The following is a 12,345-nucleotide window of genomic DNA, read 5'->3' on the forward strand; positions in this document are numbered from 1 at the left end:
TAGTTCTGCGTTTTCACGGGCAGTTAGGTCGCCGTATAAACTTACCAGTTGGGGTACCATTCCTATTTTTTGACGTACTTCATCTGGTGATTTAACTACGTCGTATCCGGCCACCGCGGCTGTACCAGATGTGGGGGGGATAAGACAAGTAAGCATTTTAATGGTAGTAGTTTTTCCAGCCCCATTTGGGCCTAAAAATCCGAAAATACTTTTATTTTTAACCTTCAAATTCAAAGCATCCACTGCGGTGAAGTCTTTGTATATTTTGGTAAGATCAGAGGTTTCAATGGCATATTTCATACCTTTAACTCCTGTTATTTTTTATGGACATCATATCTATTAGAAAATCTTCGTAAAGATTATTCTCACTTCTTTTAAAGAAATTCCTTATATTTTCAAGGGTTTTTGAACCTTTAGGGGTTATTTCATAGTATTTAACTTTTCTTTTCCCGTGATTTTCCCAGGTTCCCTTTATAAGGCCTTCCTCTTCCAGTTGGTGTAATTTGGGATAGATGATGCTGGCACTGGGCATTTTAATTTTATCCTTAAAGGGGGAAGATTCATGTAGTTTGGTCATGATCTCGTAGCCGTGCTGGCCTTTCATGTTGATGAGCCAGAGCATCACTATGGGGCCCGAACCCCTCATAATGCCTTTAACCAGTTTTTTTTCGTAATTATCCAGGTTATAGAATAATCTATTATCTTCCAAAGCCTTTGTGTAGTACCCTCGCGGAATTTCAAGGTTTTCAGCGTCTTCTTCTGAAATTTCAGTAGATTCTTTGCCGGGGTTGTCTCTGATTAAATCATCATCCATCCACTTTACACCTCTATTATAGTAATCGATATATCAATTTTCGACATAGTTTAAATAGATATATCCACTTTCCATATAAAGGTTGGGGTTCGCCCTGTAGAGTGAAAATAGGATCAACAATTGGCAGGAACCCTTCTATTCGAAAAATATATCACAATTACGGGCACAAAAAGTGAAACATGAAAATTGGATTCTCCACTCTTGCGCTGTTTATGAAGTCCTTCGAAGACTTCCTGGATATGGCCACTGCCGATGGCTTCCAACTGGTGGAAATACTCTGTGAAGGTCCCTACTGGCCGCGAAACATTTTAACTCAGGGTGAAGGTTTGGAGGTATTTTCCTCCTATGATGTGGATGTTTTCCTGCATGCTCCCACCATTGATCTCAACCCGGCCAGCCTGAACCCCGGTATCCGCGAGGAAACTATGCGCCAGATTAATGAAACATTAGAACTGGCTTCGATAATAGGGGCAAAGGCCATAACCACTCATCCTGGAATGATTCATAGATTGGAAGACAGAGTCAGGGAAATGGGTAAATATTTCGCCATTGAAACTCTAAAAGAAGCAAATAACTATGCAGAAGATTTGGGGGTTATCCTGTCGGTGGAGAACATGCCCGGTCGCTACGCTTATTTCTGTAACACTGCCCCTGAACATTCTTACTTCCTGGAACAATGTGGTTGCCACGGCACCGTAGATTTAGGTCATGCCAACACCACCAATCATCCCGATTCATTTTTAGAACTGGAAAGAATCTACTATTATCATCTAAGTGATAACAATGGTAACAAAGACCAGCACCGAGCCTTAGGCGAGGGCACACTTGATCTGAATTTGATTAATGGTATTGAAAGGGGGATAATTGAATTGAATAATTATGAGGATGTCCTAAAAAGCCGAAATCTTCTCCTTCAACTCGCCAAGTGAATCAGGCATAATAAAGGCCATTGATACAACTAGGAGCTATAATACAGATCAATAGGGAATAAGTTACTTATAATATTTATAACGGTTCAAACACGAAAATAAATTAAAAAAACCTTATATTGGGGTAAAAAATGTCTAGTGAAGTGTATTTTTCCAATCTACGATCCCGGGGCCAGAAAGATAACAAGAACAGTAAGATAAAACAGTTATTTGATGGGGCAAAATTCGGTGATTTAATCCAGGAAGAGGATTTAACCGCCATAAAACTTCATTTTGGAGAGCGGGGGAATGATGCTTTCCTTAAACCAGTTCTGGTAAATGCAGTTGTTGAAAAAACTTTAAATTCAAATGGAAAACCATTTTTAACTGATACTAACACTCTTTACTTTGGTAGCCGCCACAATGCTACCCAGCACCTGGAGACGGCCATAAAAAATGGATTTGCCTATGCAGTAACCGGGGCACCGGTTATTATTGCCGATGGACTTCGTGGAGATAACTGGATTCCAGTGGAGGTGGGTTTGAAACATTTCCAGCAGGTGAAAATCGCCGGAGATATCATTAGTGCGGACAGTATGCTGGTTTTATCTCATTTCAAGGGACACGGGATGTGTGGTTTTGGAGGGGCCATAAAAAATCTGGCCATGGGCTGTGCCTCAGCCCAGGGTAAGGTGGAACAGCACCAATGCGCCAAACCAGTTATAAGTGATAATTGTACCGGCTGTGGGGCCTGTATAAACTCCTGCCCCCTGTCGGTTATGTCTCTTTCTGATGGTAAGGCCATCATTGAACTGGAAGAATGTGTAGCCTGCAACAACTGTCTGGCAGTATGCCCCGAATCTGCGGTGAGCCTTGATTTTGATGCCTTACCTGAATTCATGGAACGTATGGTGGAATACGCTTATGGGGCAGTTAAAAACAAAAAAGGGAAGGTGGGCTACCTGAACTTCCTGATGGATATCACCCCGGACTGTGACTGTGAAGCTTTCAGTGATGCTCCCATAGTCCCGGACATAGGGATACTGGCCTCCAAGGATCCAGTTGCCCTGGATACGGCCAGCTATGACTTGGTAAACCAGCAAGTGGGATTGGAAAACTTACTACTGGAACATCACCACCAGAAGGGCGGTGATAAATTCAGAGGGGTTTGGGAAGAAGTTGATGGTCGGTTACTACTGGAATATGCCGAGGAAGTGGGGATGGGTAGTAAGGAATACCATTTAATAAACCTATAATCCTCTTTTCTCATTATAAGCGGTCATATTCCCTATTTAGCCGGGTAAAGAAAATCGTTTATAAGTGTTTCCATTTGCGTCCCAGAACAAGGTATTAAATAAAGGATAATAAAAGGCAAATAGTAATGTGTTAATTTTCTATAGGAAGTAAATTAGATAAGAGAGGGGTTTAAATGGATACAGCTTACATCTGGCTGGTATTGGGGATAATCATTGCATTGGTAATGCTGGGAGTTCAATTTTATTCCAAACGAGCTTTGACCCTAAAAAGAATTATCGGAACAACTCTTTTATCATTGCTGGTTGTTACCGTAGGTTTAGGTTCTATCTGGGCCTCCATTGGCCATTCATTGTTCGCCAACCAAGTAGCTTCCACCATAGGCTGGGCTCCAGGAAGTCCCTTTCAACAGGAGGTTGCCTTTGCCAATCTGGCATTTGGAGTTCTGGGGATACTGTGTATCTGGATCAGAGGCAATTTTTGGACAGCTACAGTAATAGGAGTTTCAATTTTCCTCCTGGGGGATGCCATAGGACATATCAGTAACATTCTGGTTACAGGTAATTATGCCACTGGAAATGCCGGGGCGGTTCTGGTTCTGGATATACTGGTTCCTTTACTGTTGATCGGTCTCCTGGTAGCCTACAAGATCTTGGAAGAAAGGGCAGTGCGCAGTGCCATAAAGAGTTTGGAAAGATCACTGTAGTGGGGGCAGATTTTGCAGGATAAAGGGGTGCCTGACAAAGAAAATTCTTCGGGAGTCAATGCCAAACGCATAGAGACCCTGGTTGATGGTATATTTGCCATTGCCATGACCCTGCTTGTATTGGGGATTGCAGTACCATCTATTGCCAATCCCACTGAAGCAGCACTTTACCAGGCTATTTATAATCTCATACCAAATTTCTACAGTTACGCCATCAGTTTCATGCTTCTGGCAATTTTCTGGAGGATAAATCACCTTCAATTCAACCGTATTCAGCGGGCAGATGCCACTTTACTGTGGATAACCGTGGTCTGGCTCCTTTTCGTGGCTTTAGTTCCTTTTTCGGCATTCTTCGTGGGAGAGTATGGGAATTTCCAGTTACCCAACATATTCTTCGACTTGAATCTTTTGGCCATAGGTTTCCTGTTATTTCTCAATTGGCGTCACGCACTTAACAGTGGCCTCACTGATGAAATGGATGAAGAAGTGAAAAAATCAAGTTTAAGAATCAATTTAATGTTACCGGCTATTTCCATCCTGGCTCTGGCCTTAACTTTTCTACCATTTATTAAGGAGTATGGCTACGGATGGTCCAGTCTGGCCTACCTTTTGATCCCGGTAATAAAGCAGTTCCAGTGAACTTTAGATAATTTTTTAAGATAGTTTTCTGGATCCCAGTAAATCAGTTGAATAAAATAACTGTTGAGTAAAATAAAACATTATTATCTAACATTATCATCTATATTAAAATTCAAATCATTTAAAATTCAATATCCAGGATCTCCTTAATATTACTCACCACCACATCCGCAGCTTCAAACACTTTATCAGGTGTTTCTTCTTCCTGTTGAGTGGTTAAAACACCTAAATCTGCTTCTTTAAGTGCCAGGATATCGTTGGCACTGTTACCCACCATCATCACCCGGTAGGTTCCTTTGAGCCCGGATACGATCTCCCTTTTTCTCTTGGAATCTGCAGTGCCGAATACGTTTTCTGAGGGAATGTTGATGAAACTGGCCAACTCTTCCAGAGATTTCATCCGGTCTCCCGAGGCCACGTAAATATGGAACGATCTTCTCTTCAATTCTTCCACCACCCGAGGCACTTCTGGAAATATTTTGCCCCCGGCAGTGATGGTAAATTCAATATGACCCGTCCGGGTGTTCATAATAAATCCAGATCCACTGCATATCTGCACGTTGTATTCCTTATCAACCACGGCCTGTATAGTGTCCTGAATATCACTGATCATTGCCTTTTCATCTTTAATAAGGGTTAATATGTCCTTTTTGTTGAGAGAGGAAGAAGAGTAACTGATATCAAAGGGTACCTTGTTCCGGGTTATAAACTGGAAAATGGTCTGGTCTGGTCTGGCATTAATCAGACAGGTGGAAGGGTCTGTTTGAAGAACTACCAGTGCTCGATGGGGATGTTTATCCACTAGATCAATGGAACTGACATGATCATAGATTCGTCCACTATCTAAGTCTTTGATAGCCCTGTAGCGGGATATAAGTGTCCCTGAGTTATCGAAAACAACTGCTTTCATGTTTTGATGGTTCCTCCTTGAAAGTAGTGTATTTGATCTTTCCCATTCAATTTAGGCGGTTCATCTATTTGTGTTTGTCTATGGTTTCTAGTTCACACTATCAGGGTGGAGTAAATAAAATAAAGTCCTAAAAACACTAGGAAAACTCCACATGCCATCATCATGACACGGTAACGTTTACCAGGGAGTACATGTCTCCCCTTACTGGTGAAAAATGACACCAAACTGTACCAGCTAAGATCTGAGCTCCAGTGGCCCACCAGGAAACTTAAAACCCCTATAATGCCGGCTAATTCTATTCCCTTAAGCATGAAAGCCCAGCCTACCGTAGCCCACCAGATATAGAAGTAAGGATTGGTAACACTGGTGACTATCCCACTTATAATTGACCCCCTTTTTTCTATTGGTTCTCCATCTCCCGGAAGTTCATCGGGCACCGGGGACCGGGCAATGCTATATCCAATGTAAATCAACATAGCTCCGCCTATGCCTCCAATTATCATGGTCACAGTTGGAGATCCAATAACCCATCCCAAACCCATTATCAGGAGTATTATCAAGGCTGTTTCAGCAATAACATGCCCTAAAACTACCAGTGGGCCAGCTCGGAACCCTTTTTTCAGTGAATCTGATATGGTAACGGTTAACATGGGTCCGGGAACCATGGCACCAGAAAAGCCCACCCAAAAGGAGGCTGCAGCAAATAAAATAATCTCTATCCACATTTAAATCATTAATCCTAGAGATGGTAATTATTAATTCTTTCTTTAATTAACTGTTTCCACAATATGTATCAATCAGTAAAATAAGTACCTGTCCAGTTAGAACCACTATTAAAACAGGGGTGAAAAGATAGGTGTTCTAAACTGAAGATCCAGGGATAGTATCTGTTCCCCAGTATAAAAAAAATCCAACAAACTTCAGGGGGAGGCTATAAAGTAACGATCTGACTATAGGTTAACTTTTAGGCTGGTTAAGCACTTCCATGATCTGGGATAGATGCTGGTCTATGGCTTCTACCTGGTCATCACTCAGGGACCTGGTCCGGGATAAGAACTGGAAGCGTTCGTATACATGGCCCATTTTATGGAGGACTTCGCTTCGAATTACTTTCTGGTACATTCACATCACCAGAACTAGATTGAACTTTCCAACCTATATATCTTACCTAAATTGGATGGGTTGTCGTCAGCAACCGTTACCAAAAGTAAATAAGAGATTTCAACTAACTTATAAAGTCAAAATCTGTTCCTATGCCTTTTTCACGGGCACGCCGGTAGATGAGTCCTGCAGTGACTACATCCTGAACTGCCAGGCCCGTGGAGTCGAAGATGGTGATTTCATCTCCTTCTCGGCCAGTTTCATTTCCAACGATAACATCCCCTAGCTTGGCATGGATGTCTTTTCGTTTTAAAACCTTCTGGGCAACGGGCACATTTATTTCACCACTATGGCTGGCCTGCTCCCAGGAGTCAATAATGATCTTTGATTTTAAGAGTAATTTGGTTTCTAACTCCTGCTTACTGGGGGCATCAGCACCCATGGCGTTTATATGGGTTCCTGGGCTGATCCAGTCGGCCTTTATCAATGGTTTTCGGGAAGGAGTGGTAGTAACCACTACATCTGCATTTTTAACTGCTTCCTCAGCAGTTTCCACGGCTTCCACCTTAAAACCATAGGTTTCAGTGGCTTTCTTGGCGAAGTTGGTACGGGTGCTGCAGGTCCGGCAGAAAACCTTGGCCTCTTTAATGTCCATAACCTCATTCAAGGCCATTAACTGGGTGCAGGCCTGTTTTCCAGCGCCAATTATTCCTAATGTTTCTGCGTCTGGGCGGGCCAAGTACTTGGTGGCTACTCCTGCCGCGGCACCGGTTCGCAGATCAGTTACCAGGGTTCCGTCCATTACTGCCATTGGAAAACCGGTTTCAGGGTTTACCAGTTCTATGACGGCCATTACTGTGGGTAATTGCTTTTCTAAGGGGTTGTGGGGATGAACATTGACGCACTTGACTCCTGCTTCCTCAGTACTCCGCACGTAACAGGGCATTATGCGCAGATCCCCTTCCTGGAAAAATAAGTACTCTTTAGGTGGCATCTGCACATCACGCTGAGCATAAGCCTTAAAAGCGGTTTCAACAGAATCAACAACTTCTTTCATACTAATAAGTTCTTTAATTTCGCTTTGCTTTAATAAAAGGGTTCCTGACATGATTTGCACCTTTTAAATTTAATTCCCCAATGTTAAAATCAATATTTATTATTAATTATCACCTACCAATTCAAATAAGTACCCCTTCTCTATAAACTGAAATTAATATAAGGTGAACTATTGGGGCATGTGGCTTGTGGGAAGCATAGCTCACCTATAAATTGGAACTAAAATAATGGTGCCCGTGAGAGAAAATGGATCTTAACCAACGTTTCTGGGAAATAGATGTCATACGTGGCCTGGCCATAGTGATGATGGTGACCTATCATCTACTCTTTGATATGGCTTTTTTTGGAGTTTACACCCTGGATGTTTCCACAGGAATTCTGTGGTGGTTGGCCAGACTAACCGCCTTCATGTTCCTGTTCCTGGTGGGAGTTTCCCTGGTCCTGAGTCACACCCGCGCCGAGCTCAAGGGACAAAACCAGGAAAGAAGTGGGTTTTTCTTCAAATATCTAAAAAGGGGGGTTAAAATATTTTTATTGGGGATTTTAATCACCATGGTAACCTGGATATTCATACCCCAAGATTTTATAGTTTTTGGAGTCCTGCATTTCATTGGAATAGCCATAATCCTGGAATATCCCTTTTTAAACAAAAAATACCTTAATTTAATCCTGGGAATTCTCTTCATAATTTTAGGCTTAATATTGGCCCAGTTCACGGTCAGCTACCCCTGGCTTTTATGGTTGGGCTTGAAACCCCTGGGATTCATCACTGTGGATTACTTCCCCCTACTCCCCTGGTTGGGTGTAGTTTCCCTGGGATTATTCGCGGGAAAAACACTTTACCAAGGTTATAAAAGGAAATTTCGCCTGCCAGACCTTTCAAAAAACCATTTCACCCTGCTGTTCAGTTTCCTGGGACGACATTCCCTGCTGATCTATCTCCTGCACCAACCACTTATCATACTGGTACTGTACCTCCTGGGAGTACTGGATCTGGGGAATTTATTTTATTTTCTAAACTAGAAATGGTCTAAAGGAGATGTGAGGATATTAAAGTATTAAACCGAATTTATATGGTTTTCCTACACCAGGGGTCACTACCGAAATGGTAAATATTCCTTCAATGGTAAATATAATAAGATTCATTTTCTAAATCAAAAGGATGTATAATGATTAATTGCTAACCACATTTGACTACTCACGCATTAGGTGGGAATATGAGTATTTTGGAAAAATCACAATCAATCAGGAATCATGAATTAACCTCCGAAGAGAATCTGGAAACATTCATTAAAGGAATCGAAAAGGATAACTCTGCTATAAGGGCATTTGTTGAGCTTAAAGTTGATGAAGCCCGTGAAAAAGCCAAAGAAATTGATGATAAGATTAAAAATGGCCAGAAAGTGGGAAAACTGGCCGGTATGGTAGTAGGAATTAAAAGTAACATTAATGTGGAGGATTTTCACATCACCGCAGCCTCCCCCACCCTGAAAACTTATCTGGGGAGCTACGATGCCACAGTCACCCGGCGAATAAAAGCCGAAGATGGAATCATAATCGGAATGACCAATATGGATGAATTCGCAGCGGGAAGCTCCACTGAAACATCGTGTTTCGGCCATACTGACAACCCTGCCGCCCCGGGACGCATACCGGGGGGATCCAGTGGGGGCAGTGCCGCAGCAATCGCTGCAAGAATGTGCGACCTGGCCCTGGGTTCAGATACCGGTGGATCCATACGTAATCCAGCCTCCCACTGTGGAGTGATGGGATTCAAGCCAACTTACGGTGCAGTGAGCAGACAGGGCCTGCTGGATCTGGCCATGAGCTTCGACCAGATCGGACCCTTCGCTACGGATGCCAGTGGTATAGCTTTAATGCTGGAGGTTATTGCCGGTGAAGACCGCCGGGAGTGTACCACCATTGACTGGAAAGTCCCAGAATTCACCTCTTCCAGCACTGATCCAGAAAATGCACTTAAAGGCATGAAGCTGGGGGTAGTGAAGGAATTCTTCCATGTATCAGATGAGGCTATCGTCAATATTATTGAAGATCGCATCAACCAGATGCAGGAGGCTGGGGCAGAAGTGGTGGAATTAAGTTTCGATCATCTCAAATTATGCCTACCTACCTACTACCTCATAAACTATGTGGAATTCTTCTCTGCCACCCGAAAGTACGATGGCCGAAAGTACGGGGAACGAATTGAAGAAGTGTGTGGAGAGGAAGTACTCCGCAGGATACAGATGGGATCCTACATCAGCCAGAAAGAATTCAGTGGCAAGTACTACAAGAAGGCCTTACAGGCCCGTTCCCTCATACGGAGAGAAATAACCCGACTCCTGAAAGATGTGGATGTGCTGGTTGGTCCCACCGTACCCAAACTACCTCATAAACTGGGCACCTCCCTGGAACCAATGGAAATGTACGCCTACGACATCCTGACTGTTATAGCCAACCTGGCTGGTATACCTGCAGCCAGCACACCGGCCGGAGATGTTAAGGGAGTACCAGTGGGAATGCAGTTCCAGGCCAAACCACTGGATGATGAGAAGATATTGCAGTTGATGGCTGCACAGGAAAGATTGGATTAAAATATTTCTTCCCTATCTTTATTTTTATTTTCAGCCATTAATGACAAATAGAATTCTAATTCAACTAACCAGTTATCAAATTAAAAAAACAGGACTTATAAATTAAAAAACCAGCTGTGGATTCCATGAAAAGAATAGGCATCCTCAATGTTAAAGGGTCTCTGCCCAATTTCGAGGACTTTGGAAAACTTCCCACCCATTTGTTAAATGACAATGGGTTGGTAGGTGGCCAAAAGGCACACCATGTTCTGAATGGTCTCATAATACCCGGGGGCAGTATCGTAGAGTCAGAAAGTATCACTCCGGAGGTAGAAAGGGTTATCCGGAAAATGGATGCTCAGGGGAAGTTCATACTGGGGATGTGCTCTGGATTTCAGGTACTGGCCCATAAAACAGATATAGGGCGTAAATCTCCCTGTCCAGTGGAACGTGAGGGACTGGGAATACTGGATGTCACCTTCCATCCCCTTATTGGCACCGACCGGGTGGAAGCAGAAGTGGCTGATGACTCCTTCCTCACCACGGGAATGAAGGGAAAAAGTGTCACTGGATTCCATTGCCACACCTACGGGGATATAAGGGGAGATGCACCACCAGTACTATTTTCACAGGTTAAAAGAACCGATTACACGGATAATCCACGTAAAATACTTGCAGGGGTTCGTAATGATGAAGGAAACGTGGTGGGGACCATGATTCACGGTTCTCTGGATGAAAACCCCTCCCTGGTTAATAACATCCTGAATTACCTGGATACGGATGAAGAAGAAACAAAACAAATCTATCAGGCTAACCAGGAACTTCTAAAGAAAATCAAGGGAGAAATAGGAATCGGTCTGGATATTTACGCTGATTATCGGTTATCCTCCAACATGGATGGATTGCACCAACCAATCTCTGGAAATAACCCTGAAAATGTAGAAATACCTCCTTTCCTCATGATAGCCAGCACCGGGTCTGATTCAGGGAAAACATTCCTCACCACGGGAATGGTGGGAGCCCTGCGCAGGAAAGGCTACCGGGTGGGAGTTTTAAAGGTGGGCCCGGATACCCGGGACCTGGTGCCAGCCCTCTACCTCAACAAGGAAAGAATGGTCAACTTTTCATCCATTAAAATCGGTGGACTGGGCTGGAAAGGTTTGAAAGAGATAATCAACACTTTAAAAGGTAAAAAATATGATTTGATATTGATTGAGGGAGTTATGAGTGTTTTCACTGGCCTTTTAAATGAAAAAACACCCTTCTCTGCTGCGGAGATAGCTCTGGCCGGGAACATCCCCACCATCATGGTAACCGGATGTAACAAGGGAGGCATAGAAACCGCGGCACTGGATCTGGCTTCTCATCTGGAAATGATGGAGAAACTGGGCATAAAAACAGTTGGAGCTATTTTAAACAAGGTTTACCATGAAAAAATAGCAGAAAACGCCTCCCGCTACATTAAAAAAAGCACTGGGCTGGACTGGGTGGCCCGGGTACCCAAGGCCCAGCTGGCAGCCCGTGGTGGAACTCCGGAGGTGGAGATAAAACTGGAAAATTTCTGCCAGAAGGCCATGGAAACAGTGGAACAACACCTGGATGTTGAAGAAATAATGAAAATGGCTAAAAAACCTGAATTTACGGGTTACCGGCCTTACAGTGATATTTTGGATATTTATTTGTCCTAATGTTCTCACTATAAATTATTAAAAAATCACTTACTAAGGGGTCGTCTCCTAAAAATAAATTTATTGTTCATTAATTTTCTTTTTTTCCATGTATTTATCAAATGCTTTTTGTTTATGGGTATTTGGTTTCATTATTATTTATATGTCTTGTGCCGTGTTAATCAGATTTTTTGACGAGAATTCGTGCTATTCCGTGTGTTATTAATTGTGTACTTTAATTTTTAGATATAACTCCAAAAACAAGATCTTAAAAAAATTAACTATGATAAATTCATTGATCTCTTTAAAAAAGGAAAAAAGGGGTTGAATGGGTTGGTTTATTTTTTCTTTGGTGTTAGTATTCCTCCGAGTATGGCTAGTATGGCTAGTATGAGGCTTGTTGTTGGTGTTCCTGTTTTTTGCATTGTTATGGTGTTGCTTGCTGCGTTTGCTGTTGTAGGGTTTGTTGTGGGGTCGTTGTTGTTTGGTGTTTCTATGTTAATGTTGAATGGTTTTATTGTGTCTGTGTTTCTGTTGTGTGTTTGTGAGTTTATTGTGGGTATGATGGTGTATTTTCCGCTTGTTAGTGCCCTAAGTGTAAGATACAAATAAGGATCTCCTACTTTTACGTTGTTGAGTGTCCATGTTATTGTTCTGTTTGTGGGGTTGTAGGTGTATGTTCCGCTGTCAACACTGGCTGTTACAAATTCCAAACCT

Annotated in this window: 13 protein-coding genes and 1 pseudogene (1 of these 14 cut by a window edge); 7 read left to right on the forward strand and 7 right to left on the reverse strand. The window is 42.7% G+C overall.

Annotation, left to right across the window (positions count from 1 at the left end):
- Positions 1-300, reverse strand: the start of a protein-coding gene (locus tag QC759_RS02105) for an ATP-binding cassette domain-containing protein (RefSeq protein WP_048072905.1). It extends 789 nt beyond the left edge of the window; 300 of the gene's 1,089 nt are visible here — the first part of the coding sequence; the start codon lies at positions 298-300; its stop codon lies off the left edge, out of view.
- Between the two features lie 4 nt (positions 301-304).
- Entirely contained in the window at positions 305-814 is a 510-nt protein-coding gene (locus QC759_RS02110) for a PadR family transcriptional regulator (RefSeq protein WP_231553445.1), read from the reverse strand.
- 179 nt (positions 815-993) lie between these two features.
- On the opposite strand from QC759_RS02110, the gene QC759_RS02115 reads away from it, so the two are divergent.
- From QC759_RS02115 to QC759_RS02130, 4 genes are all read left to right on the forward strand, one after another.
- Positions 994-1,743, forward strand: coding sequence for a sugar phosphate isomerase/epimerase family protein (locus tag QC759_RS02115; RefSeq protein ID WP_048072906.1), 750 nt, complete (start codon positions 994-996; stop codon positions 1,741-1,743).
- A 131-nt stretch (positions 1,744-1,874) separates the two neighbouring features.
- Positions 1,875-2,978, forward strand: a complete 1,104-nt coding sequence (locus tag QC759_RS02120) for a DUF362 domain-containing protein (protein ID WP_048072907.1) — start codon at positions 1,875-1,877, stop codon at positions 2,976-2,978.
- A 173-nt stretch (positions 2,979-3,151) separates the two neighbouring features.
- Positions 3,152-3,682 carry a DUF6790 family protein gene (locus tag QC759_RS02125; RefSeq protein WP_048072908.1) on the forward strand — a complete coding sequence of 177 codons (531 nt, stop codon included), beginning with the start codon at positions 3,152-3,154 and terminating at the stop codon, positions 3,680-3,682.
- 12 nt (positions 3,683-3,694) lie between these two features.
- Complete coding sequence (locus QC759_RS02130; protein WP_276698951.1) at positions 3,695-4,321, forward strand: TMEM175 family protein; 627 nt, start codon at positions 3,695-3,697, stop codon at positions 4,319-4,321.
- Positions 4,322-4,442: 121 nt separating this feature from the next.
- On the opposite strand, the gene QC759_RS02135 is transcribed toward QC759_RS02130, so the two are convergent.
- The 4 genes from QC759_RS02135 to ala all read right to left on the reverse strand — a co-directional run bounded on the left by QC759_RS02135 (position 4,443) and on the right by ala (position 7,440).
- Positions 4,443-5,231: an HAD family hydrolase gene (locus QC759_RS02135; protein WP_048072909.1), complete on the reverse strand. Its 789-nt coding sequence runs from the start codon at positions 5,229-5,231 to the stop codon at positions 4,443-4,445.
- A gap of 92 nt (positions 5,232-5,323) precedes the next feature.
- Positions 5,324-5,956: a LysE family translocator gene (locus tag QC759_RS02140; RefSeq protein WP_048072910.1), complete on the reverse strand. Its 633-nt coding sequence runs from the start codon at positions 5,954-5,956 to the stop codon at positions 5,324-5,326.
- A gap of 232 nt (positions 5,957-6,188) precedes the next feature.
- On the reverse strand, positions 6,189-6,353 hold the full coding sequence (locus tag QC759_RS02145) for a hypothetical protein (protein WP_171824043.1): 165 nt from the start codon (positions 6,351-6,353) through the stop codon (positions 6,189-6,191).
- Positions 6,354-6,456: 103 nt separating this feature from the next.
- Positions 6,457-7,440, reverse strand: coding sequence for an alanine dehydrogenase (gene ala, locus QC759_RS02150; protein ID WP_048072911.1), 984 nt, complete (start codon positions 7,438-7,440; stop codon positions 6,457-6,459).
- 194 nt (positions 7,441-7,634) lie between these two features.
- On the opposite strand from ala, the gene QC759_RS02155 reads away from it, so the two are divergent.
- From QC759_RS02155 to QC759_RS02165, 3 genes are all read left to right on the forward strand, one after another.
- Positions 7,635-8,411, forward strand: coding sequence for a heparan-alpha-glucosaminide N-acetyltransferase (locus QC759_RS02155; protein ID WP_048072912.1), 777 nt, complete (start codon positions 7,635-7,637; stop codon positions 8,409-8,411).
- 194 nt (positions 8,412-8,605) lie between these two features.
- Positions 8,606-9,982: an Asp-tRNA(Asn)/Glu-tRNA(Gln) amidotransferase subunit GatA gene (gene gatA / locus QC759_RS02160; RefSeq protein ID WP_048072913.1), complete on the forward strand. Its 1,377-nt coding sequence runs from the start codon at positions 8,606-8,608 to the stop codon at positions 9,980-9,982.
- 125 nt (positions 9,983-10,107) lie between these two features.
- The gene (locus tag QC759_RS02165; protein WP_048072914.1) at positions 10,108-11,649 is read left to right on the forward strand and encodes a nucleotide-binding protein; all 1,542 of its coding nucleotides are present in this window, start codon (positions 10,108-10,110) and stop codon (positions 11,647-11,649) included.
- A gap of 317 nt (positions 11,650-11,966) precedes the next feature.
- Here the strand turns inward: QC759_RS02165 and QC759_RS02170 are convergent.
- Positions 11,967-12,345: pseudogene (locus tag QC759_RS02170) on the reverse strand (PKD domain-containing protein); the annotation flags it as partial.

It is taken from the genome of Methanobacterium formicicum (assembly GCF_029848115.1).
In the GTDB taxonomy this organism is placed as follows: Archaea; Methanobacteriota; Methanobacteria; order Methanobacteriales; family Methanobacteriaceae; genus Methanobacterium; species Methanobacterium formicicum.